The following is a 24798-nucleotide window of genomic DNA, read 5'->3' as shown; positions in this document are numbered from 1 at the left end:
CTCCTCCTCCGCTAGGTCGCGTTGTGCCGCACGTCGCGATTGGCGGCGCGCATCTGGATTCTCAACCGGTCGATTGAGCATCCGTCGGTCGCATTTCCTGGGCCGAAGGTGACGGCGGTTTCCTCCCAGGCGGCATCGATGGCGGCCAGGTCAGCCGGCTCGTCGCCGGCTTCGATCGTGGCATCGACCCGGGCGACCTCGCCGGCAATCGAAAGTATGGCCGTGAAGACGGCGGCATAGGCTTCGTTCCGCTTGGCCAGCTGCTCCTCGAGCAGCGCGAAGATATGCGCGGTCTCCCTGAGAAGACCTCGCGCCTCTTCAATCGGGCTGGCGGAAAGGTATTCCAGGAATAGCGGAATAAAATCCGGCAGCTCCCTGGTGGACAAAAGTAACCCGCTCTTCTGATAGTGTTCGACCAGGTCGACCATCGCCTGACCGCGAACGCGGCTCTCGCCGTGAATGTGCTCGAAAAGATGCAGCGAGTGCCGCCGCGTCTTGTCGAACAACTCGACATAGCGTTCCTGCAGATCATACAGGTCCACTGTGCTCAGATCGGCAAGCAGAGGCCTCAACTGTTTCGCTGCTGCTTGCGATACCAGCCCCTCGCTCGCAATCGCCGCCTCGATTTCCGGGACAGCCGTCGCGAGCTCCCTGGTCGGATAGGTAAGGAGCACCGACAATGCCTTGAAGGTTCTGTTCGAGAGCTGTTCGGTCATCATGCGATCTCCATCGGGTTCGCCGGCCGCTTGGTCGGCTTGGTTCCGAAGAGATTCGTCTCCGTGGAGCCGCCCGAGCAGCCGTTTCCGAAGGAGAAGCCGCAGGAGCCGCGCATGTCCTGCGCATCCTCGCTCCATTCGCGGTGTGCGGTCGGGATGACGAAGCGATCTTCATAATTCGCGATCGCCATCACCTTGTACATCTCGTCGATGGCCGCACCCGTCAGGCCAACCCGCACGGCAATCGCCTCATCGAGGCGGCCGTCGATCGTCTTGGCCCGCATGTAGCTGCGCATCGCGAGCATGCGTTCGAGCGCCAGCGCCACCGGCTCTTCCTTCCCGGCTGTCAGAAGATTGGCGAGATACTGGAGCGGGATGCGCAGGCTGCGCACGTCCGGCATGTCGCCATCGACACCCATCTTGCCCGCGGCCGCTGCCGACTGGATCGGGGAGAGCGGCGGCACGTACCAGACCATCGGCAGCGTCCGGTATTCCGGATGCAAGGGGAAAGCGATCTTCCATTCCATCGCCATCTTCCAGACCGGCGAGAGCTTGGCGGCCTCGAGCCAGCTGTCGGGAATGCCATCGGCGCGCGCCCGGGCGATGACGGCCGGATCGTTCGGGTCGAGGAAGACGTCGAGCTGGGCCTGATACAGATCCTTCTCGTCCGGCGTGCTCGCCGCTGCCTCGATGCGATCGGCGTCATACAGAATGACGCCGAGATAGCGGATGCGCCCGACGCAAGTTTCGGAGCAGACCGTGGGCTGCCCAGCCTCGATGCGGGGGTAGCAGAAGATGCATTTCTCGGATTTGCCCGACGACCAGTTGTAGTAGATTTTCTTGTAGGGACAGCCGGAAACGCACATGCGCCAGCCACGACACTTGTCCTGGTCGATGAGGACGATGCCGTCCTCCTCCCGCTTGTAGATCGCGCCCGAAGGACAGACGGCGGCACAGGCCGGGTTGAGGCAATGCTCGCACAGCCGCGGCAGATACATCATGAAGGTGTTTTCGAACTGTCCGTAAATGTCCTTCTGCACACCGTCGAAATTCACGTCCTTGGAGCGCTTCTCGAATTCGCCGCCGAGAATCTCCTCCCAGTTCGGGCCCCACTCGATTTTTTCCATGCGCTCGCCGGTTATCGCCGAGCGCGGACGGGCGGTCGGGAAAGCCTTCGATTTCTTGGCCGTATGAAGGTGCTGGTAGTCGAAGGTAAACGGCTCGTAATAGTCGTCGATTTCAGGCAGATCGGGATTGGCGAAGATATTGGCGAGGATGCGCCATTTCGCCCCCATCCGCGGTTCGATCTTGCCATTGGCCTTGCGCCGCCAGCCACCGTTCCACTTCTTCTGATTTTCCCACTCCCTGGGATATCCGACGCCGGGCTTGGTTTCGACATTGTTGAACCAGGCATATTCGACGCCCTCGCGATTGGTCCAGACGTTCTTGCAGGTAACGGAGCAGGTGTGGCATCCGATGCATTTATCGAGATTCAGCACCATCGCGATTTGAGCACGGATTTTCATTCTGCGGCCTCCTTCGGCGCAAGCGGCCCCTCCAGCCAATCGACATTGACCATCTTGCGGACAACTATGAATTCATCGCGGTTGGCACCCACGGTTCCATAGTAGTTGAAGCCGTAGGACTGCTGGGCGTACCCGCCGATCATGTGCGTCGGCTTGAGAACCGTGCGCGTCACCGAGTTGTGGATGCCGCCCCGATTACCGGTCATCTCCGATCCCGGCGTGTTCACGATCTTCTCCTGGGCATGGTACATGAGCATCATGCCGTCCTTGACGCGCTGGGAGACGACGGCGCGCGCGGTCAGCGCGCCGTTCGCGTTGAAGACCTCGACCCAGTCATTGTCGACGATCCCCGCCTCGCCTGCGTCATTCTCCGATATCCACACCACCGGGCCGCCCCGATTGAGCGTCAGCATCAGGAGGTTGTCCGAATAGGTGGAATGGATGCCCCATTTCTGGTGCGGCGTGATGAAATTGAGGACAATTTCCTTGTGCCCGTTCGGCCGCATGTCCTTGACGGCCGCGATCGTCTTGAGATCGACGGGCGGTTTCCAGGTGACGAAGCCCTCGCCGAAGGCCCGCATCCAGAGATGATCCTGATAGAGCTGCTGGCGGCCGGTGAGTGTGCGCCAGGGGATCAGCTCATGGACGTTGGTGTAGCCGGCGTTGTAGCAGACTTTCTCGCTTTCGATACCGGACCAGGTTGGCGAGGAGATGATCTTGCGTGGCTGGGCCTGCACGTCGCGGAAGCGGATCTTCTCATCTTCCTTCGGGGTCGCGAGGTGAGCATGCTCACGGCCGGTGGTCTTGGACAGCGCCTCCCAAGCCTTCACCGCCACCTCACCATTGGTTTCGGGCGCCAGCATGAGAATGACCTCGGTCGCGTCGATGTCGCTCTCGATCTTCGGAAGGCCCTTGGCGGCGCCAGCCGCGTGCACGCCATTCAAGGCCGCAAGAGCATCGACCTCGTGTGCGGTGTTCCAGGCGATGCCTTTGCCGCCGTTACCGACGGATTTCATGAGCGGCCCGAGGGCGGTGAAGCGCGCATAGAGGTTCGGGTAATCGCGTTTCACCACGGAGACCGCCGGCATGGTCACGCCGGGAATGGGCGCGATCTCGTCACGCTTCCAATCCTTCACGTCGAGCGGCTGCGCCAGCTCTCCTGCTGTGTCGTGCTGAATGGGCGTCAGGACGACATCGTCCTCGACGCCTAAGACTTCCGGGGCGACGTCGGAGAATGCCTTGGCCAGGTTCCTGTAGATTTCCCAGTCCGAGCGCGCTTCCCAGATCGGATCCACCGCAGCCGAAAGCGGATGAATAAATGGATGCATATCGGAGGTATTGAGATCGTTTTTCTCGTACCAGGTCGCAGTCGGCAGCACGATGTCCGAGTAGATGCAGGTCGTCGACATGCGAAAATCGAGCGTCACAAGCAGGTCGAGCTTTCCTTCCGGCGCCTTGTCGTGCCAGACGACTTCCTGATTGCGGACCCGACCCTCGGCGCCAAGATCCTTGCCCATGACGCCGTGTGTCGTGCCGAGCAGGTGCTTGAGGAAATATTCGTGGCCCTTGCCGGAGGAGCCCAGAATGTTCGAGCGCCAGACGAACATGTTGCGCGGCCAGTTCGCAGGATCGTCCGGATCGTGGCAAGAAAGCTCAAGCTCCCCGCTCTTCAGCGCCTTGGCGACATACTCCTTCGTTTCGAGGCCGGCAGCCTTTGCCCTGGCTGCGATTTCGAGCGGATTCTGCTTCAACTGGGGAGCGGAGGGCAACCAGCCCATGCGTTCGGAACGAACATTGTAGTCGATGAAGCTTTGACCCCATTCGCCTTCCGGCGCGGTCGGCGAAAGAATCTCGGCCGCCGTGAGAGTCTCGTAGCGCCATTGGTCGGTATGGGCATAGAAAAACGACGTCGAGTTCATTTGCCGGGGCGGGCGATTCCAGTCGAGCGCGAAAGCGAGCGGTGTCCAGCCGGTCTGCGGCCGCAGCTTTTCCTGTCCCACATAATGCGACCAACCACCGCCGGACTGGCCTATGGCGCCGCAGAACACCAGAAGATTGATGACCCCCCGATAGTTCATGTCCATGTGATACCAATGGTTCATGCCTGCGCCGATGATGATCATCGAGCGGCCGTTGGTCTTCTCGGCGTTGGTGGCAAACTCGCGCGCCACCGTTATGATCGCCTCGCGTTTGACGCCGGTGATGCGCTCTGCCCATGCCGGGGTGAACGGGGTGTCATCGTCATAAGACGTCGCGACATCCTTGCCGTCGAAGCCGCGATCCAGGCCGTAATTGGCCATCATCAGATCATAGACGGTGGCAACCTTGACGCTCGTGCCATCGGCGCAGGTAATGGCCCGGACGGGAACGTTGCGCGTCAGGATCTCGCCTTCGCCATGGTTGGTCACGACAAAGTGCTCGGTTGCTCGGCCGCCGAAATAGGGAAAATCCACTGCGGCGATTTCAGCGCCAGCGCCTGCAAGCGTCAGTTTGAGGCGCGTGCCGGAGCCTTTGCCATCCTTTTCCTCAAGGTTCCACTTCGCCTTTTCACCCCAGCGGTAACCGACCGATCCGACCGGCGCCACCAGCGCGTCCGTGGTTTCGTCGATCGCGACGGTTTTCCAGTCCGGGTTGTTCCTCTCTTCCAGGCCACCCGGCAGTTCCGAGGCTCGCAGCAACCGATCCGGGACAAACTTGCCGTTCCTTTCCGTCAGTCGCACGAGGAACGGCATGTCCGTGTATTTGCGTGTGTAGTCTTCGAAATAGGGAATGTTCCGATCGAGATGGTACTCCCGCAGGATGACGTGACCCATGGCGAGCGCCAGCGCTGCGTCCGTGCCCTGCTTTGGGTTGAGCCAGATGTCTGCAAACTTGGTCGCCTCGGCATAGTCCGGGCTGACGACAGCGCTCTTCGTGCCTTTGTAGCGAACCTCGGTAAAAAAATGCGCGTCGGGCGTCCGCGTCTGCGGCACATTGGAGCCCCAGACGATGATGAAGCCGGCATTGTACCAGTCGGCGCTTTCGGGGACGTCGGTCTGCTCGCCCCAGGTCTGAGGACTGGCCGGCGGCAGATCGCAATACCAATCATAGAACGACATGCAAACGCCGCCCATCAGCGACAGGTAGCGCGAGCCCGCCGCATAAGAGACCATCGACATGGCCGGGATTGGCGAGAAACCGATGACGCGGTCGGGACCATGGGCTTTCACCGTATAAGCGTTGGCCGCCGCGATAAGTTCGTTCGCCTCGTCCCAGGTGGCACGCACGAAGCCGCCATGTCCCCGGATCGCGGTGTAGGACTTGCGCTTGTTCTCGTCGTTGACGATCGAGAACCAGGCCGCGACAGGCGGCATCGTGGTCCGCGCGGCGCGCCACAGTTTCAGCAGCCGCCCCCGGATCATCGGGTATTTCACCCGCGCGCCGGAATAGAGATACCAGCTATAGGAGGCGCCGCGCGCGCAGCCGCGGGGCTCGTGGTTGGGAAGATCGGGGCGTGTGCGCGGATAGTCGGTCTGCTGCGTCTCCCAGGTGACGATGCCGCCCTTGACGTAGATTTTCCATGAGCAGGAGCCGGTGCAGTTCACGCCATGCGTGGAGCGCACGATCTTATCGTGCTGCCAGCGCTTGCGATACGCGTCCTCCCAGGAACGGTCCTCGTTGGTGACGATGCCGTGCCCATCGGAGAACTCGTCTACGGTCTTGCGGAAGAAGGTAAGCCGATCGAGAAAATGCGACATTGCTGTGTCCCTGATTATTCGGCCGCGGCCGGATGAACGGACCCGCCGTGCTTGGCGCGCTCGATGTCGTGGAGAAGCGCGCCCTTGCGGGCGTAGACGGCCCAGGTGATCGCCAGGCAGCTTACGTAGAAGAGAAGGAAGCCCCAGAGCGCGGCCTCCGGCCCGCCCGTGAGGGCGATCGAGGTGCCGTAGCTCTTCGGGATGAAGAAGGCGCCGAAAGCGGCGATCGCCGAGGTGAAGCCGGTGATGGCGGCGGCTTCCTTTTCCGCCTGCCGGCGGCGCGTCTCTGTATCGGCCGTGGGCATCAGGCGGCCGATTTCCTTCGCCATGATCACCGGGATCATCTGGAAGGTGGAGGCGTTACCGACGCCGGTGGCGAAAAACAGCACGAGGAACGCCGCGAAGAAACCAAAGAAGGCGCCGGGCTGATCCTTGATGCCGATGAACCATAGGACTCCCGCGACGCCCGCCATCATCAGGGCGAAGACCCAGAAGGTGACGCGCGCCCCGCCATATTTGTCCGCCAGCCACCCGGTACCCGAGCGTGACAAGGCACCGACGAGCGGGCCGAGGAAGGCGAATTGAAGGACATTCACCTCAGGGAAGAGCATCTTCGAAAGGAGTGGAAAGCCCGCCGAATAGCCGATGAAAGAGCCGAAGGTGCCGGTATAGAGCCAGCACATGATCCAGTTGTGCTTGCGCTGGAAGATGACGGCCTGCTCGGCGAACGAAGCCCTGGCCGAGGCGATATCGTTCATGCCGAACCACGCCGCGAAAGCGGAGATGGCAATGAACGGCACGAAGACGAAGCCGGCATTCTGCAGCCAAAGGGGAGCATCACCCGCCGACCCCTTGACCATGGCCGGATCGCCGCCGAGCCAGCCGAAGATGCCGGCGGTGATCGCGAGCGGCACGACGAACTGGACGACGCTGACGCCGAGATTGCCGAGCCCCGCGTTGAGTGCCAGGGCATTGCCCTTTTCCGCCTTCGGGAAGAAGAAGGAGATATTGGCCATGGAGGAAGCAAAGTTGCCGCCGCCAAAGCCGCAAAGCAGAGCCAATATCAACAGGACAATGTAGGGCGTGTCCGGGTTCTGCACCGCATAGCCGATGCCGACGGCCGGAATGATGAGCGACCACGTTGTGAGGGTCGTCCAAAGCCTGCCGCCGAAGATCGGCACCATGAATGAATAGAAAATCCGTAGCGTCGCGCCTGAAAGGCCTGGAAGCGCCGCGAGCCAGAAGAGCTCATCGGTCGTGAAGGTGAAACCAACGAGCGGAAGCTGGGCGACGACGACGGACCATACCTGCCAGACGGCGAAGGAGAGCAGCAGCGCCGGGATCGAGAGCCAGAGGTTGCGCCGGGCGATCCGACGTCCCTTCTCCGCCCAGAAAGTCTGATCCTCTGGCCGCCAGTCGATCAGTGCGCTGCCCGACCGGGCTGCTGACACAGGTCTGGGCATGCCCTGCATTTCCGGGAAGGGCGGGAGCTTGGTCAGGGCTTCACCGGCGATTCCACGCTCCATCTGACGGATGGCGAGGTGCATCCACACAAGGGCGCCGGAGACAAGGACAAACAGCGCCATGAAGCAGCTCGTCCACAGGCCGGTCAGATCGAGCAGGACGCCGAACAGGATCGGCAGCAGGAAGCCACCCAGGCCGCCGATCATGCCGACAAGGCCGCCAACGGAGCCGACATGGTTGGGATAATAGGCCGGGATATGTTTGTAGACGGCGGCCTTGCCGAGCGCCATGAAGAAGCCAAGCACGAAGATCGTGATGATGAAGCCGACGAGGCCCATCTCGAGATGGAAGGACGTCGGGCCCTTGATGCTGTGGACGACATAGTCGGTCGGCGGATAGGACAGGATGAACGTCGCCGCGACCGAGACGAGGAAGGTCCAGTAGAGAACTCGCCGTGCTCCAAAGCTGTCGGAGAGATGCCCCCCATAGGCGCGGAAGATGCTGGCCGGCACCGAAAAGAAGGCAGCGATCATGCCGGCCGTCTTGATGTCGAGGCCATAGACGTTGATGAGATATTGCGGCAGCCACAGTGCCACTGCGACAAAGGCGCCGAAGACGAAGAAATAATAGAGCGCGAAGCGCCAGATCTGCACGTTCTTGAGAGGCTCAAGTTCGAGCCAGGCGCTTTTCGGCTTACTGCCGGATCGCCTGCGTTCCATGATGACCGGGTCATCGGCCGTCGTGAACCAGAAAATGGCGGCCATGAGGACGAGGCCCACCGCCCAGACCTGCGCCACGGTTTGCCATCCGAAAGCGACGAGCACGAATGGAGCTAGGAACTTGGTGACGGCTGCACCGACATTGCCCGCGCCGAATATGCCGAGCGCCGTGCCCTGTTTGTCGGCCGGATACCAGCGTGACACATAGGCGACGCCGACGGCGAAGGAACCGCCGGCAATACCGACGCCAAGCGCGGCTGCCAGCATTTGCGGATAGGTATGGGCATAGGACAGAAGGAACGTCGCCACTGCCGCAGCCAGCATGTTCGCCGTGAAGACGGCACGCCCGCCATAGCGGTCCGTCCAGATCCCCAACGCGACCCTTATCAGGGAGCCGGTAAGTATCGGCGTTCCAACGAGCAGGCCGAACTGCGTTTCGTTGAGACCGAGCTCCTGGCGGATGCTGATGCCGATGATGGAGAAGATGGTCCAGACTGCGAAGCAAACCGTGAACGCTGCCGTGCTCGCAGTTAAGATCTGTCCAGACTTGGGGTGAGCGATCGTTTGCATTGGTCGACAGCCTCTTCGACTGCAGGTCTCTGGGAGCGAGCTGATGCCCGCCCGAAGCCAAACTGGCGAAGCCGGCGTCTCCTGGCTTTGATCCAAGTCAAAGGCCGGCGTGATATTTGTCCTGTATGGATTGGGGTGCGGTTCGAAGGAGGCATGTTATTGGACGCACTGACGAATGCGGAATTGGCGCCGGAGGATCTATCTTTCTTTCAAGCGCTCTCCAGCTCGACACGAACGGATCTGCTACGAAACGCCGTGGTGCACGGCGTTGACTCCGGTACTGTTTTGTTCGAGCAGGGCGACGTGCCTACCTTCCAGCACGTGACGCTATCAGGGTCGGCCCAATTGTTCGGACGATCCACCGGAGGCCGAGAGGTATTGATCGAAACCGTTCGCGCCCCGGATCTCATTATTCCAGCCGCTGTCGTAACCGGCGCGCCCTATCTCATGCGGGCGCGAGTGCCGGAGCCCTCGCGCTTTGTGCTGATACATGCGACGGTGTTTCGCGCCGCGGTCGACAGGGACCCTGTCTTGGCGCATGCGGTAATCGGAAGTCTCGCGCAGCAATTTCGACGTATGGTACGGCAGATCAAGAACCTGAAGCTCAGATCCTCAACTCTGCGTGTCGGGTGTTATGTCTTGGCCTTGTCGAAGCGTCAGGGAACGCTCGATCGTGCGCTTCTTCCGTATGAGAAGACCCTCATCGCATCCGAACTCGGCATCACCCGGGAATCATTTTCGCGCGCGCTTTCGAAGCTAGAGAGTTGTGGCATCAAGGTCGAAGGGCAGACCATCGCAATCCGCGATCGCGAGCGGCTCGCTCTTCAGTGCGCGGCCGATCCGCTTATCGATGGGCCGGATGCTGATGGCCTTGCAGAGACTTCAGCGGGGCTGAGCTGACAGCCGCATCCTGCTCATGAGTTGGCTCCAATCGGAGCCCCGCTTTAGTCCGATGACCGAGCAGAGGCGGCGTGAGCGAAAACTTGCAGACAGATGGGAAGGCTCAATGAGCGGCCGACCTTCCTCGTCACCGACCTATGCAACGAAAGTCGCAGGTGTCACTTGATCTATCGCAATTCCATTCTCCTCGATCTCCCTTATGCGTCGGGCGAGCGGAAGGTCCATATCCGGTTCCTCGGAGCATCTTCCCGCAGGAGGAATTTCAAGATGAGCGAGAAGGACATCCCGCGCACTGGTCAGGAACCCCCGCCTTCCACTTCGAACCACCCCGGCAGCCTGACAACCAATGGCTCGGGAAAAGCTGCCGCAATCCCGGAAGCGCATGTTCACAAGGTCCAGCCGGCGTGGAAGAAGCGAGCGCTGATCGACAATGCAACATACCTCGCATGGTATGCCGAGAGCATCAAGAATCCTGAAAGGTTCTGGGGCAAGCACGGCAAGCGGATTGACTGGTCCAAGCCCTATAGGAAGGTCAAGAACACCAGCTTCAATCACGAGGTATCAATCAGGTGGTTCGAGGACGGCGAGCTCAACGTTTCTTACAATTGCATCGACCGGCACCTGAAGACACGCGGCAGCCAGACCGCGATCATCTGGGAAGGCGACAATCCCTATGATGACAAAAGGGTCACCTACAGCGAGCTCTATGCGCAGGTCTGCCGCCTCGCCAACGTGCTGAAGAAGCACGGCGTCAAAAAGGGCGATCGCGTCACTATCTATTTGCCGATGATCGTCGAAGCCGCTTATGCGATGCTTGCCTGCACACGAATTGGAGCGATCCATTCAGTGGTTTTCGGCGGCTTCTCGCCGGACTCGCTCGCGGGCCGCATCGTCGATTGTGGGTCGACCTTCGTGATCACCGCCGATGAGGGTTTGCGTGGTGGCAGGACTATTCCGCTCAAAGCCAACGCCGATGCGGCGATCGCGATTGCCAGGGGCGCCGGCGTCGACGTCAAGAACGTGCTGGTGGTACGTCGCACCGCCGGCAAGATCGGCTGGGTGGAGGGGCGTGACCTCTGGCACCACGAGGAGATAACAGCCGTGAAAGCCGAGTGCGAGCCCGAGAAGATGAAGGCCGAGGACCCCCTCTTCATCCTCTATACCTCAGGTTCGACCGGCAAGCCGAAGGGCGCTCTGCACACGACGGGTGGTTATCTCGTCTATGTGTCGATGACCCATCAATACGTGTTCGACTATCACGACGGTGATATTTTCTGGTGCACGGCCGACGTGGGTTGGGTCACCGGCCACAGCTATATCGTTTACGGGCCTCTCGCCAATGGCGCGACCACGCTGATGTTCGAAGGCGTGCCCAACTATCCTTCGCCCTCGCGTTTTTGGGAGGTGGTCGACAAGCACCAGGTCAACATCTTCTACACCGCTCCGACGGCGATCCGCGCGCTGATCGGTATGGGCGATCACCACGTAAAGAAGGCCTCGCGCAAAAGTCTACGCGTGCTGGGCTCGGTCGGCGAACCGATCAATCCAGAAGCCTGGGAATGGTATTTCAATGTTGTCGGCGAAAAGAAAGTGCCGATCGTCGACACTTGGTGGCAGACGGAGACCGGCGGCATCCTGATCACGCCGCTGCCGGGCGCCACCGACCTCAAGGCAGGCTCAGCGACTCGGCCTTTCTTCGGCATTCAGCCGCAACTGGTCGACAGCGACGGCAAAGTGCTGGAGGGTGCTTCCAACGGCAACCTCTGCATCATCGACTCGTGGCCGGGACAGATGCGGACGGTCTATGGCGACCACGATCGCTTTGTCCAAACCTACTTCTCGACCTACAAGGGCAAGTATTTTACTGGCGACGGCTGCCGCCGCGACAAGGATGGCTATTACTGGATCACCGGCCGCGTCGACGACGTCATCAACGTCTCGGGTCACCGTATGGGGACCGCGGAAGTCGAGTCGGCACTGGTCAGTCACGACAAGGTGTCGGAGGCTGCTGTTGTCGGTTATCCGCACGAGATCAAAGGTCAGGGAATCTATTGTTACGTGACGCTAATGGCCGGTGCGGCACCGTCGGAAGATCTGCGCAAGGAGTTGATTGCGCATGTACGCAAGGAGATCGGCGCCATAGCCTCACCCGACAAAGTCCAGTTCGCGACAGGCCTGCCGAAGACTCGCTCCGGCAAAATCATGCGTCGGATCCTGCGCAAGATCGCCGAGGACGATTTCGATGTGCTAGGCGATACGTCGACGCTTGCCGACCCGACAGTCATCCACCATCTGATCGATCACCGCCAGAACCGCAAGAGCCTTTGATGAGGCCCGGTGCTTCCAACCACTCGGCGGGCTGTCCGCTCGACTCAGTCGAGACTACTGACTGAGCACCATAGATAAGTTCGCAAGGGAAGACTGGTGTCATTGGGCTCACCGCCCTATTCAACGAAAGTCGCAGGGATCAATTGATCCATCGCAATTCGATACTCGTTGATCCCTCTTATGTGTCGGAAGAACGGAGGGGTCTGCGTTCGTTGCCTCGGACGCACCATCCTGCAGCAAGGAGTTTCAACATGGGTGAGAAAGACATTGCGCGCATTCGGCAGGAACGGTTGTTTCAAGAGCTCGTAGCGCAGCGAATGCGGTTCGCTCTGACCCTGTCAGCCGCGATCCTGGCGATCTATTTCGGATTTATCGCTGTCATCGCCTTCACACCGGCGGTGCTGGGCACGCCGCTGGGCGGTAGCGTGATCACGCTCGGCATCCCCGTCGGCCTCGCGGTCATCGTCTCCGCCTTTGCGCTGACCGGCATCTATGTCCAGCGCGCGAATAAACACTTCGACATCCTCACCCAGGAAATCAAGGAGAGGCTCAGATGATCCGCGCAGTTTTCATAGCCCTAACCGGGCTGGTGGCGGCGACGAGTGGGCTTTCGCAGGCTCTTGCCGCCGGTGCCATCGAGGGTGGCGGAAAGCAAGCGCTCAACCTGTCGGCCATCACCATGTTTTTCGTGTTCGTCGCGGCAACGCTCTTCATAACCAAATGGGCGTCGGCCCGGTCTCGGTCGGCGGCTGATTTCTATACCGCCGGCGGTGGCATTACCGGATTCCAGAACGGGCTGGCGATTGCCGGCGACTACATGTCGGCAGCTTCCTTCCTCGGCATTTCGGGGCTCGTCTTTGCCTCCGGCTTCGACGGGCTCATCTATTCGGTGGGATGGCTGGTTGGCTGGCCGATCGTCCTCTTCCTCATCGCTGAACGCCTGCGCAACCTCGGCAAATATACCTTCGCCGACGTGGCGGCGTTCCGGCTGGAGGCGACGCCGATCCGCTCGTTGGCAGCGATCGGGACACTCACCGTGGTGGCCTTCTACCTGATCGCGCAGATGGTGGGCGCGGGCAAGCTGATCGAACTCCTCTTCGGGCTGCCATACCTCTACGCCATCATCCTCGTCGGCGCGCTGATGATCGTCTACGTGGCTTTCGGCGGCATGGTGGCAACCACCTGGGTGCAGATCATTAAGGCTTGCATGCTTCTGGGCGGCGCAACCTTCATGGCCTTCATGGTGCTCGCCACCTTCAGCTTCTCGCCGGAGAAGATGTTCCAGGCCGCCGTCGACGTCCACCCGAAGGCGCTTGCCATCATGAAGCCGGGTGGCCTTGTTAGCGACCCCATCTCGGCGATCTCGCTCGGGCTTGCGCTTATGTTCGGCACCGCCGGCCTGCCGCACATCCTGATGCGGTTCTTCACCGTCGCCGACGCCAAGGCGGCGCGGAAGTCCGTGTTCTATGCGACAGGCTTCATCGGATACTTCTATGTGCTCACCTTCATCATCGGCTTTGGCGCCATCACGCTTCTGATGAGCGACCCCGTTTACTTCACGGTCGCGGCGGACGGCGCTTACGACAAGGTGAAGGATCTACTCGGTGGGACCAACATGGCGGCCATTCACCTCGCCAACGCGGTTGGCGGCTCGCTGTTCCTTGGCTTCATCTCAGCGGTCGCCTTTGCCACTATTCTGGCGGTTGTCGCCGGGCTGACTCTCGCCGGCGCATCGGCGGTCAGCCACGACCTCTATGCCTCGGTGATCGCAAAGGGAAAAGTGGCGGAAGACAAGGAGGTCCGCATCTCCAAGATCGCCGCCGTGGGGATCGGAGTCGTAGCCATCCTGCTCGGCTACATCTTCGAGAAGCAGAACGTGGCCTTCATGGTCGGGCTTGCCTTCGCAGTGGCGGCAAGCTGCAACTTCCCTGTCCTCTTGATGTCGGTGTTCTGGAAAGGGACGACCAGCCGCGGCGCGTTGATCGGCGGCCTGCTGGGCCTCGCAAGTGCCGTCGCGATGGTGGTGCTGAGCCCGGCGGTCTGGGTAAATACCTTCGGCTTCGCCTCGGCGATCTTCCCCTATGATAACCCGGCGCTCTTTTCGATGACGATCGCATTCGCGGGTATTTGGCTGTTCTCCAAGGTCGACGCGACGGCCCGCGCGCGCGGCGAGCGCGACGCCTTCGAGGCGCAATTCATCCGCGCCGAAACGGGAATCGGTGCCGTAGGAGCGGTGGTGCATTAGCCATCGCAGGAGTGACACGACGCGAGGGCCGGGCGCCAAGGCGCCCCACCCTCTCTGCATGATGGAGCCGGCCAGCGATGCCGCAATCCTTCGACAGCCGCAACCCTCCCTTTGACAGGCTGACGCACGACGAAATCATGCGGCTCAGAGCGGCGCTGGACATCGGCTATTTCCGCCCGGGCGAGGTCATCGTGGAGAACGGCACTGCTGCGGAGCTGCTCCATGTCATTATCAAGGGATCGGTGGAGGAGCGCGACGGCGAAACAGTCGAAGCACGCCTGGGTCCCAAGGATACTTTCGACGCGCGAGCGGTCGTGCACGGAACGACCGGCAGCTTCTTCGTCGCCGCCGAGGAGACACTTTGCTATCTGGTGCCGCGGTCCCTCGTCCTCGACCTAGTGAGGAGCAATCCCGGTTTCGCCGCCTTTTTCTATTCGGAGATTTCGCACAAGCTGGAAAGCTATTCGCGGCGCCGCGAGCCGGAGAACGTGGAATCGGTTCTGCGCGCACGGGTGCATGACGCGCGGCGCTTGCCTGCCGTATTCGTCGATGGGACTGTCAGTATCGAGGCGGCGGGACTCACCATGCGCGAACGCGACAACAACGCGCTGTTCGTGCGAGACGGCGAGCGCGTCGGGATCGTCACCGGCATGAATCTCTCCAAGGCAGCCGTACTTGACCGACGCCCACTCGACACGCCGGTGCGCGATGTCTGCCACTTTGATGTGGTCTCGGTCGGCAATGATGATTTCATCTTCGAGGCACTCATCCTCATGACGAGGCACAACAAGCGCCGCCTCGCGGTAAAGGAGAACGGCTACTATGTCGGCGTACTCGAGGATATCGACATACTCGGACTGGTGGCCGGAAACTCGCAACTCGTGGCGGGGCGGATCGACCGGGCGCGAAACGTGGATCACCTGGCCGATGCCGCATGTGACATCCAGGCACAGGTCGAACGGCTGGCCGGCCAGGGCGTGCGCGTTGGCGCCATCGCCGAGATCACCTCGGACCTCAACCGCCGTCTCTTCGCCAAGCTGTTCGAAATGATTGCTCCGCCGACGGTGCGCGAGACTGGCTGCATGATGATCATGGGCTCGGAGGGGCGCGGCGAGCAGACCGTGCGCACCGACCAGGACAACGGTCTGCTGCTCGCGACGCCCGTTCCCGCCGATGAACTCGCCTCATTCCGCGCCGCCTTCAGCAAGGCGCTGGAGCGCTTCGGCTTCGCGCCCTGCCCGGGCGGCGTCATGGTGAACAACCCGCAATGGTCGCAGCCGATCGACGAGTTCATCCGGCAGATCAGGTCGTGGGTGCTCACTCCTGACGAATTCAGTGCGATGAAGCTCGGCATCTTCTTCGATGCCGTTGGGATCGCCGGTCGTACCGAGCTTGTCAACCGAGCCAAAATGTCGATGGTGGAGCTCATGCGAGGCGAATCCGCCTACCTTGCCCGCTTCGCCCGCTACATCGACCAGTTCGCTGGCGCCAGCGCCGGCGTGCTCACCTCGCTGATGGCGACGATCGGTGTCGGCAGCGATGTAATCGATATCAAGAAGTCCGGCACCTTCCCGATCGTCCACGGCATCCGCACGCTGTCGATCGAGCACGGCATCCTGGCGACGCCGACGGTCGAACGCATCAGGGTTCTGACGCAATCGGGTGTGCTTGGCGAGGAGCTCGGCCGGGATCTGGCGGGCGCGCTGTACATACTGATGGAGATACGGCTGCACTCACAACTCCACGCCACGAAGATGGGCAAGCCCGAGCTTGAATCACTTGTCCGCGTCGGCGAGCTTTCCACTGCCGACCGCGACCTCTTGCGCGATGCGCTGCGCGTCGTGAAGCGCTTTCGCGAGCTCATCCGAAACCGCTATCATCTGGGACTCTTTTGATGGGCGCGTTGAACCAGCTGCGACGTGCAATCAACCGCGTCGCCCTTGCCGATCGCAATTACGCCTTCCTGTTCGAACCCGAGCCGGGGGACGAAGTGGTTTCGCTCGATTGCGAGACGACCGGATTCGACCCTTGGGTCGACGAGATTGTCAGCATCGCGGCGATCCGTGTCACCCACGAACGCATCCATGCAAGCTCGGCATTCCGTGCGCTTGTAAGACCGGAATCCGCCATCCGGCCGGCCTCGATCAAGGTCCATCGGTTGCGTGAGCAGGACGTCGCGGACGCTCGGCCGATGCAGGACGTGCTGCCCGCTCTTCTCCACTTCATCGGTTCACGCCCGCTCGTCGGCTACTGGGTCGATTTCGACGTGCGCATGCTCGACAAATACTTGCTGTCGATGCTGAACATCCGCCTGCCCAATCGCAGAATCGACGTCTCGCGGCTCTATTATGACCGCAAGTATGGGAGGGCGCCACCGGGGACACAGATCGACTTGCGCTATACCTCCATCCTGACCGATCTCGGCCTCCAGCACCACCCGCAGCACGACGCCTTCGAGGACGCGCTCGGTGCGGCCGAGATGTACCTGCTGCTCGACGACATGCGTCAGCGTGGGGTAACGCTTAGCCGGGAACCGATGAGGACACAGGACCAATTCGCTTTGGCTTGATGCCGGCGGATCGCGGCGGTCATTCGACATCGCCGGAGCAGGTTGCCATGAGATCGGCGTTTGCTTCGGAAATTCAGACTATGGAAGAACCGGCAATGCTGATTGATCTGGTCTGCAATTTAATTGCCTAATCGGTCTATTCCGACAGCATCCTGGTTTCGTCAGCTTTTTGATCTCGCTCAAAAGCTGGCACTAACTGTGGCGTTATCTTTCCCGACGAAAGGATGGGCCACCAATGAGCAATTGCTCCGAACGAAAAGGGCTGTCTGCGTCGGGCCTTGAGCTGTTTGCCGGGGTTCCGGCCGGGATCGTTGCCCATATCGAGGAGCAGTGCACATGGCACCGATTTGATGCGCACGAATTCGTCATTGAGAATCAATCAAAGCGATCGTATGGGGTTTTTTTCCTTGTCGAAGGAGAAGTGGAGATATTTAAGCCCATCTCCAACCGCGAATGCATGTCGCTCGTGAAGCTGAGCGCTCCGGATTGCTTTGGAGAGTTCGGCGCTGTCAGCCGCGAAATGGGCTCGGCAAGTGTTCGGACACTCACGCCCTGTGTCATAGCGGAGATTTCGAGCGAGCGATTTTTGAGCCTTCTGAATGCATGCCCGGCCGCATCTCTCTATCTTTTCAAGAAGGTTGTCTCACTCATAAAAAATCTGGGTGAAGAATCGATCCACCACCATTCGGCTCACCACGCTCTGGAGACGGCACATAGAAACGCTGTCTTGAGGTCACCGTAAATCTTACCAACCCAAGTCTTCACAAGAGCCGGATCGTCTTCCAGCCGAGAGGCGGGAAGGGTCGAATCCGGCGCACAAACATTCGATTTGTAAAGACTCGTCTTCTAGGGAGCACCCCTACAGGTCGAGGGCCCCGCAAACTGGAATCGGTCATTTCCCAACTGGGTCCAAGAGCGATTTTCCTGTAATTGAAGGACCAGCTCAGGACCATGCGCATCGCAACTTTCAACGTCCAGAACCTTCGCCTTCGTCACCCCAGTGGACGTCCGCGGTTCGATGGCGCCCGGGACGGCGACGTACCCCAGGACGGAGGGTTGGAAGCCACTGCACTCGACCTAGCCGACCGACGCCTGACGGCAGCCGTTCTCGCGCATGCCGGTGCGGACGTGGTGTGCCTACAAGAAGTATTCGACATCGAGGCGCTCGACTTCTTTCACGACCACCTTCTGCGCCACGCGGGCGGGCAGGTCTATCCGCATCGCTTCTGCTTTCCAGGCAATGACGGCGCCGGGCGGGATGTTGCGTTGATGAGCACACGCCCAGTCGACGAAGTCGTCAGCCATGCGAAACTCACCGCTGCCGACCTTGGTCTTGAGGAATTTGCGGCCCGAAAGGCCAATACGCCGGTGTTTTGCCGCGATTGCCTCACGGCAAAGATTGGCGGGCTAACGCTCTTTTTGTGCCACTTCAAGGCACCCTGGCCAGACGCCCATGCCGCCTGGTCGGTGCGGCGGCTTGAGGCCCTAGCGGTAAGACGGCTAATCGAGCGCCGGTTCGCGGGCGAGGAAAACGCACTCTGGCTGGTCCTTGGCGACCTTAACGAGTCTCGCGACATAGAGGATACGGAGCAGGCAATCGCCCCACTCACTCAGGGTTTTGCGGCCGATCTTCTGAAACGGTTGCCGGAATCCGAACGGTGGTCCTCCTACGAACCAAATTCGGGGTCCTATGCGCGCCCCGATTATCTGCTTGCCGCCCCCGCCTTGGCCGAAAGATGGCCGGATGCCAAACCGAGCATACTGCGTGAGGGATTATCCCGAGAGGCCAGACGGTACCAGGGTCCGCGATTACCCGGAGTGGGATCGCATCGTCCCCGAGCGAGCGATCACGCTGCCTTGGTCGTAGAGTTTATCGGGTTGTGATCAAGGGCTGTGCGAAAGGCTTAGTCTAGGAGATTTCCCCCTGGGTCCCTACAAGCCTTGCGCGGATCATGTCGAACATTACGCCGGTATTCGAAACCGTCCGATAGAAGGTAATCATCTGATCCCAGGGATCGGCAACCTTCTGCAAACCGGAGATGAACACGAACAGCGTGCTGACTTCCGTCTCCCCAGCAATGACAAGATAGCCTCCGACAGAGAGCACCATGACGGGCCCAAGCGAGTCGAGGAAATTGCCAAGTTCGGTAATAAAAAACTTGCGCAGATAGATCCGGATGCGAATGCGATAGAGCCTGTCGATGAAGACCTGCCCAACCGTTTGTCCGCGCCCGCGTCCTTTCGAGGATCCATGGATCGCGAGATGGCTGAGATTGCGCAACTGCACAATGCGTAACCGCGCCAGACGATTGATGGTGAATTGGATTGCCGGCACGATGACTATTTGTGGAAAATACAGGATGAGAGCTATCGCGGTGATCAAAGGCTCGATCCACATGAGGTAGCCCAAGACCCACATCATTGTCCCGCCGGTCAAGAGAGGCAAGGAGAGCGCATCTCCTGCGAAGCCGCTCATGTCTTCGGTCTCGGCGCCGAGCATCGAGATAGCCGTGCCGATTTTCTCATCATCGGAATCATCGTAACTTCGCGGCCATATTGCCTGCCTCCCCCTCATGATTCTAAGTCTCATGTCGCGGGCGATCGTCTCGGCAGTTCTGCCTTTGACAATATCGGCCGCATATTTGAGCAAGAGCCTGAGACTGATCAGGGCGACATATCCGGTGCCAAGCGCAATCAGCAACCGAACATTTCGTGCGCCAAGCGCATCATCGATAATACGACGCTGAAACTCTAGGCTGACCATGGGCAGCGGAGTTATGATCGCAACGAGCAAGCAAATTCCGATCTGTTTGGAGCGGCTCGTGCGCCAGATGTAGCGATAGAGCGGGCGCACGGAATACCACCCCCCGCTGTGGTCTGGCTGGTCCGTGCTTACCAAGGATGTTGTCAAGGCAGGCTCTTGATTTAATGTTTCCTCCCTAGTTTGCTCCAAACCGCTGGCCGATTGATTGATCAGGGTCAAGTGCGCCACCATCAATTGGATCAAGATCAAAAAGAAGGTTAGGGGCGAATTGCCTGGTGTTTATTCCTGTGACCCGATGGACGACAATGAAGTTACAGGACGTCGAGTCTGGATTAGGCACACTTGTATGATGGGTTAAATTGAGCATTCGCGGCACAAATCACGTCCATGGCAATCTGGCCAAGTGGTCAGACGCGTTGCGCATGCATGCGCTGCTCATCGCTTCGACAGTGCTGGCGATGGCGGCGGCGGTCGCGACGGCGGCGGCAGGAGGGTTCGCCATTCGCGCGCAGTCTGCTTACGGAGAAGGCTCAAGCTTTGCCGGGATGGCCGCCCCCGGAGATTCGATAAGCTCTATGTTTTGGAACCCGGCAGCTGTAACTGCCGTGACCGGCACAACGGTCGAGGGCAGCGCAGCGCTTGTCTTGCCGCGGTCGGAGCTTGATGTCGATCCTACTCTTTCGACGCTGACGACGCTCGGCATCACGGGTACTGGCGGTGATGTCGGCAAGACCGGCATTGTGCCCGCGACCTATTTCGCAACGCCGGTCACCGACAAGATCTATCTTGGGGTGAGCGTCACCGCGCCTTTTGGCCTCGCTTCCCGTTCGAATGAGCCATGGGTCGGGATGTTCAGTCATCTCGAGGCAGACGCGTGGTCGCTCAACGTCAGTCCGATTTTCGGCATCAAGATCAACGACGTATTGAGCGTCGCGGTCGGTGCTCAGATCCAGTATTTCGAAGTCGACATCAAAACGGCCTTGGCACCGATCGCTTCACCACCCTTGCAAGAGTTCGAGGCCGATGACGTCGGCGTGGGTTTCGTTGCCGGCATAACGTTTAAACCTCTGGACGGCACTACTGTCGGCATCGGCTATCGTTCGGCACTGAAGCATTCACTGGCCGGCAGTCAGAGTTTCGATATCCCCCTGGCAACAAGCGTCGGCATAGTTGCCGCAGGGACATTTCCTGTGTCGGCGGATGTCACACTGCCTGAAACCGTCTCGGTCGGCGTACGTCAGCAGGTCAATGAGGCATTCACGGTCATGGCTGGCCTAGAATGGACAAATTGGAGTCGTTTACAGATCGTCCCGCTCGAGGGCTCGCCCGCCGGTTCGAGCCTGACCTTCAACTACGAGGATGGTTGGGTCTTCTCTCTCGGAGCCGATTACAACTTAAGCACTGACCTGACGCTCCGTGCCGGTCTCAGCTATGAGATCTCGCCGACCAGCGACGAGGCAAGGTCCATGAGACTGCCGGATGCCGACCGTATTTGGGCAAGTGTTGGGACAAGCTACAAATGGGACGAATGGCTTTCCATCGACATTGGTTATGCGCATCTTTTCGTAGAGGATGCGCCAGTCGACGAGACGATTTTCGGCATCCGCTACGCCGGTTCGGCCCAGGGCAGCGTCGACACTATCTCGGTTGGTCTGCGTTACCGCTTTGCCCCGAGGCCTTGGCGACAGAGCCCTGACTGATCGCCCTTATATTTGGCGAACTTCTCCATCTGGAGCGCTGAATGTTCCACTGGAACCGTCGCGGTGCACTATCTTCCTCGGTCCGATCCTCTAGTGTGAGAATAAGACCGGTACCGTCATTGCTTTGAGCACTGATCTTGTTGCCCCTCCGAGAATAAACTCACGAAACCGGGCGTGGCCGTAGGCGCCCATGACGAGCAACCCGGCGCCCCGGCTTTCGACCTCCTCCAGGAGCGCCTGCCCCGCCTCCAGAGAACTGTGAACGTCAAATGGCCGAACTTTGATGCCATGCCGCGCAAACGCCTTGGTAAGATCGATGCCTGACGATGCGGGGTGACCGGGATTCCCGCTCTCGGGCTCAACCAGGATGATGAGGACTTCATCGGCAAGCTTTAGCAGCGGAATGCTGTCAAACGCTGCTCGCGCCGCCTCGTGTGAACCGTTCCAGCCGACGATTACGCGATCGGTCCGCACAGCAGCCTGCCGGTCAAGTGGCATGAGCAAAGTAGGCCGCGCGGAGGAAATGATAATCTCCTCCGAAAAACCCGAACCAATGGCGCGATTGCTGCAAGAGTTCGAATGGCCAATTATCACAAAGTCGGCCTGACGGGAGTGCTCAATTACGGTCGACGCGACCTTGTGTTCCAATGCATCCACTACCCGAAACTCTCCCTCGATCCCCGCCGAGAGAATGGCTTTCTCAAACGCCTGGCGGGCCGCGGCCTCCTGCCCTTGAAAGTACCTCCTGTCACCGTCCAGTTCCACCATGACAGCCTCAACCGCGTTTGAAAAACGATGCTCAGGTGCCGGGATCACATATAGCCCAATGACATATGAAGCGCACTTTTCCGCGATCGCAGCAGCAGCGCCGAGCAGAGAATGAAGCTGATAAACCTCATTGAGGCTGACTAGAATGGTTTGGTAGCCCATCGGCAATTCCCGTGAGAAATGATTATCATGAGCTTACAAGGCCCCTTTCCAGGGAAGACCGCCTTGACCTCGGTCAAAAGGTCGATGGCTCCGTGCGGATAGGCTTGAATCGTCACCCTAATGCGACTGCGGGGGTTTCGGGCCTAGCCCAGTTCGACACACCAGGGATTCGGAAAAAGTCTCGGGACCGCCTTTACCCTCCCTGAAATTTGATCCAGCGCAATGAAACTCAGCGCGTGGCGCCGTATGAACACCCCATGACACAGATCGCTTGCGCAAAGCCAACGGCTTCACTTGACGATGTCGAGCTCTTTTCTACCCTCCCCGCCGAGGAGCGGCAGAGACTCGCCGACCGATGCCTCTGGCATCGGCTTGAGCCAAAACACCTGTTGATTGACGGCGACCACTCCTCGCCGCATGGCGTATTCGTGCTGACCGAAGGGATCGTCGAGCTGTCGCAACGCGATAGCAAGTGGGATATCGTTCCGGTCGGTTGGTTGAGCGCACCAGCCTGTTTTGGTGAATTTGCCGCGATCATGAGCTGTCCTGGCGCCATATCGGTGCGCACGGTTACAAGTTGCGAGGTGGGGGAGCTTTCAGAAGAAACGTTCAATCGCCTTCTGAGCGAATATCCTTCGTTTTCCCTGAAGCTCCTTAAAAAAACCATCTCGATCGTCCGCGCGCTCGATGACGATATTGTTCGCCTGCATCTCGCAGACAGCATTCTCGCGGCGGCACACAGGAAGACTTTGTTGTGCACCTTATGATCGCCGCTTCTCGTGGGCCGATGCTCAGGTTGTGAACTTGATCGAGAGATCAAAGAAGGCTGCCATTGGCCAGGATAGGAAAACTTGCGTTTTCAAGGAGGACATCATGACACAAAGCGTCACGAAGGTTCCCGTGACCAAAGAGGAAAGGGCTGGCCGGCAGGATCTTGCACTTGCGCCCTTGCAGAACCTGCAGCGTGAAGTCAACCAGCTCTTCGACCAGTTCGATCGCGGCTGGCGTCCGTTCTTCCGCAGCCCGATCTTCGACTATGTGCCAATGGCCCGGCTCGAATCTTATTGGGCCGCACCTGCGGTCGACATCCGTGACACGGAGAGGTCCTATGAGATTGCCGCAGAAGTGCCGGGCATTGGCCCCGACAATCTCGATGTGAGAATCGTAGACGGCCGGCTCCTCATCAAGGGTGACAAGAAGGACAGCTGGGAAAAGAACGGGGGTGGCTGCCATTTGTCGGAAAGACACTATGGCGCCTTCGAGAGATCCTTCCCTCTTCCCGAGGGCATCGATCCCGACAAGATCGAAGCGTCGCTGAGCAGCGGTGTCCTGACGGTGGTCGTGCCCAAGGGTACTGCTACACAGAAGGACTCCAGGAAGATCGAAGTGAAGGCGGCCTGATAGGGCAGGCCGCCCACAGCCTGGAGCGCGGATGAATCCCCCGGTTGTCTCGCGCTCCAGGCAAGTTTGTTTGAGTAAGCCCAATTGCCAGAAATTGATCGGCGAATACCCATTTGCGAACGGTCTACGGTGCTGCGATCATAGGAGGATTGCGGACATGGCCAAGACAAGCGTCAGGCATAGCGATCACGTCCTGAATGAAGTGCAATCAAGCCAGGCAGCCGCCTTGTCGGCCGTGGCGGCGTCGTGGCGCCGCTCGGCGCTGCATCATGGCCTGGATCCCGCTCAAACTGCGCGCACCGAACGCCTGGGTGGAAGCGAAACGAGGAGGCTGTGCGAAGCCAATGGCGAGTTGCTGGCAGTCGCCGCCCCTGTGCTCGGTTCGTTGTTCAGCACTCTTGCTCGCACCGGATGTGGCATTTTCCTGGCGGACCTGAATGGCGTCGTGCTCGAAGGCCGTTCCATGGCCGGCGATGCTTCCCTATTCGATTCGCTCAACCTCGTCCCTGGTGCGCACTGGAGCGAGGCGGCAGAAGGGACAAACGGGATAGGCACGTGCCTCATCGAGGCCAGGCAGGTCGCGATCCTGCGCCATGAGCATTTCGCCAGCCGGAATATCGGGGTGAGCTGCCTGGACTCCCCCATCCATGATCATGAGGGCCGCCTCGTCGCGGCGCTCGACGTATCGACCTGTCGTCCCGACCATGGCGAAGCCATGGCCGGCGTGATTGCGGCGCTGGTGCACAGTGCGGCACACCAGATCGAACGCGATTATTTCTGCCGGCGCTACGCCCATGCGAGGATTTTCTACGCCGGCGGCGAAGGTTCGCCCGCAGGGCCATCGCTCCTGGCAGTCGATCAGGATGATCTCGTGATCGGCGCAACGCTTGTGGCACGCCAGCGGTTTCGTCTCGGACTGCAACCGCTGGCCTCTCCCCGCCCGCTTGGGGACCTCATCGGCGTGGGTGACAGGACCAGCTTCCGGGACGGCGAAAGGGCGGTCCTGCATCAGGCGCTGGCTCGCTCCGGCGGCAATGTCACTGCCGCGGCGCGCCGGCTCGGTATCGGCCGGGCGACGTTCTATCGGCGCATGGAACGCGCCGAACCGGCTTGTGCGCATTGATGAGCCTTGTGTCTCGCCAATGAGACAGATGGCGCTTCTGAGTGTGGTCCCCTCCTTCTCCTGCCAAGCCTGACATGAGAGTCTGATTGGCAGAGGCGAACATTGG

18 protein-coding genes are annotated in these 24798 nt (G+C 60.1%); 12 read left to right on the top strand and 6 right to left on the bottom strand.

Going from position 1 to position 24798, the window contains the following annotated elements; translation table 11 throughout:
- Positions 1–11 precede the first annotated feature (11 nt).
- Genes narJ through DS839_RS06915 form a run of 4 tightly spaced genes read right to left on the bottom strand, consistent with a single transcriptional unit; the run spans position 12 to position 8732 of the window.
- Positions 12–719 carry a nitrate reductase molybdenum cofactor assembly chaperone gene (gene narJ, locus DS839_RS06930; RefSeq protein WP_368911292.1) on the bottom strand — a complete coding sequence of 236 codons (708 nt, stop codon included), beginning with the start codon at positions 717–719 and terminating at the stop codon, positions 12–14.
- Positions 716–2242, bottom strand: coding sequence for a nitrate reductase subunit beta (gene narH / locus DS839_RS06925; protein ID WP_119269571.1), 1527 nt, complete (start codon positions 2240–2242; stop codon positions 716–718). Before narH ends, narJ begins: the two co-directional genes overlap by 4 nt.
- Positions 2239–5979, bottom strand: coding sequence for a nitrate reductase subunit alpha (locus DS839_RS06920; protein ID WP_119269570.1), 3741 nt, complete (start codon positions 5977–5979; stop codon positions 2239–2241). The genes narH and DS839_RS06920 overlap by 4 nt, the downstream gene beginning before the upstream one ends.
- 14 nt (positions 5980–5993) lie before the next feature.
- Complete coding sequence (locus tag DS839_RS06915; protein WP_119269569.1) at positions 5994–8732, bottom strand: nitrate/nitrite transporter; 2739 nt, start codon at positions 8730–8732, stop codon at positions 5994–5996.
- 159 nt (positions 8733–8891) lie between these two features.
- On the opposite strand from DS839_RS06915, the gene DS839_RS06910 reads away from it, so the two are divergent.
- From DS839_RS06910 to DS839_RS06875, 8 genes are all read left to right on the top strand, one after another.
- The gene (locus DS839_RS06910) at positions 8892–9632 is read left to right on the top strand and encodes a helix-turn-helix domain-containing protein (protein WP_368911291.1); all 741 of its coding nucleotides are present in this window, start codon (positions 8892–8894) and stop codon (positions 9630–9632) included.
- Positions 9633–10001: 369 nt separating this feature from the next.
- Positions 10002–11960 (top strand): acetate--CoA ligase, encoded by a 1959-nt coding sequence (gene acs / locus DS839_RS06905; RefSeq protein WP_119269908.1) that lies wholly within the window; start codon positions 10002–10004, stop codon positions 11958–11960.
- Positions 11961–12211: 251 nt separating this feature from the next.
- On the top strand, positions 12212–12517 hold the full coding sequence (locus DS839_RS06900; RefSeq protein WP_119269567.1) for a DUF485 domain-containing protein: 306 nt from the start codon (positions 12212–12214) through the stop codon (positions 12515–12517).
- The gene (locus DS839_RS06895) at positions 12514–14205 is read left to right on the top strand and encodes a cation acetate symporter (protein WP_119269566.1); all 1692 of its coding nucleotides are present in this window, start codon (positions 12514–12516) and stop codon (positions 14203–14205) included. Before DS839_RS06900 ends, DS839_RS06895 begins: the two co-directional genes overlap by 4 nt.
- A gap of 77 nt (positions 14206–14282) precedes the next feature.
- A complete protein-coding gene (locus DS839_RS06890; protein ID WP_119269565.1) occupies positions 14283–16100 on the top strand; it encodes a DUF294 nucleotidyltransferase-like domain-containing protein in 1818 nt (605 codons plus the stop codon).
- Positions 16100–16774 carry a 3'-5' exonuclease gene (locus DS839_RS06885; protein ID WP_119269564.1) on the top strand — a complete coding sequence of 225 codons (675 nt, stop codon included), beginning with the start codon at positions 16100–16102 and terminating at the stop codon, positions 16772–16774. The genes DS839_RS06890 and DS839_RS06885 overlap by 1 nt, the downstream gene beginning before the upstream one ends.
- A 235-nt stretch (positions 16775–17009) precedes the next feature.
- A complete protein-coding gene (locus tag DS839_RS06880) occupies positions 17010–17516 on the top strand; it encodes a cyclic nucleotide-binding domain-containing protein (protein WP_119269563.1) in 507 nt (168 codons plus the stop codon).
- Positions 17517–17725: 209 nt separating this feature from the next.
- A complete protein-coding gene (locus DS839_RS06875) occupies positions 17726–18658 on the top strand; it encodes an endonuclease/exonuclease/phosphatase family protein (RefSeq protein WP_119269562.1) in 933 nt (310 codons plus the stop codon).
- A gap of 25 nt (positions 18659–18683) precedes the next feature.
- Here the strand turns inward: DS839_RS06875 and DS839_RS06870 are convergent, their stop codons facing one another.
- Positions 18684–19757: an ABC transporter transmembrane domain-containing protein gene (locus DS839_RS06870; protein WP_162918350.1), complete on the bottom strand. Its 1074-nt coding sequence runs from the start codon at positions 19755–19757 to the stop codon at positions 18684–18686.
- Between the two features lie 140 nt (positions 19758–19897).
- On the opposite strand from DS839_RS06870, the gene DS839_RS06865 reads away from it, so the two are divergent.
- On the top strand, positions 19898–21238 hold the full coding sequence (locus tag DS839_RS06865; protein WP_162918349.1) for an OmpP1/FadL family transporter: 1341 nt from the start codon (positions 19898–19900) through the stop codon (positions 21236–21238).
- A 90-nt stretch (positions 21239–21328) separates the two neighbouring features.
- Here the strand turns inward: DS839_RS06865 and DS839_RS06860 are convergent, their stop codons facing one another.
- Positions 21329–22168, bottom strand: coding sequence for a universal stress protein (locus DS839_RS06860; protein ID WP_119269559.1), 840 nt, complete (start codon positions 22166–22168; stop codon positions 21329–21331).
- A 257-nt stretch (positions 22169–22425) separates the two neighbouring features.
- On the opposite strand from DS839_RS06860, the gene DS839_RS06855 reads away from it, so the two are divergent.
- The 3 genes from DS839_RS06855 to DS839_RS06845 all read left to right on the top strand — a co-directional run bounded on the left by DS839_RS06855 (position 22426) and on the right by DS839_RS06845 (position 24692).
- Positions 22426–22935, top strand: a complete 510-nt coding sequence (locus tag DS839_RS06855; RefSeq protein WP_162918348.1) for a Crp/Fnr family transcriptional regulator — start codon at positions 22426–22428, stop codon at positions 22933–22935.
- 106 nt (positions 22936–23041) lie between these two features.
- Positions 23042–23569: an Hsp20/alpha crystallin family protein gene (locus DS839_RS06850; RefSeq protein WP_119269557.1), complete on the top strand. Its 528-nt coding sequence runs from the start codon at positions 23042–23044 to the stop codon at positions 23567–23569.
- Between the two features lie 157 nt (positions 23570–23726).
- Positions 23727–24692, top strand: a complete 966-nt coding sequence (locus DS839_RS06845) for a helix-turn-helix domain-containing protein (protein ID WP_119269556.1) — start codon at positions 23727–23729, stop codon at positions 24690–24692.
- Positions 24693–24798: the final 106 nt, after the last annotated feature.

This window comes from Taklimakanibacter deserti, assembly GCA_003574785.1.
The sequence above is the reverse complement of the archived record's forward strand: the minus strand, read 5'-3'. Positions and strand labels throughout refer to the sequence as shown.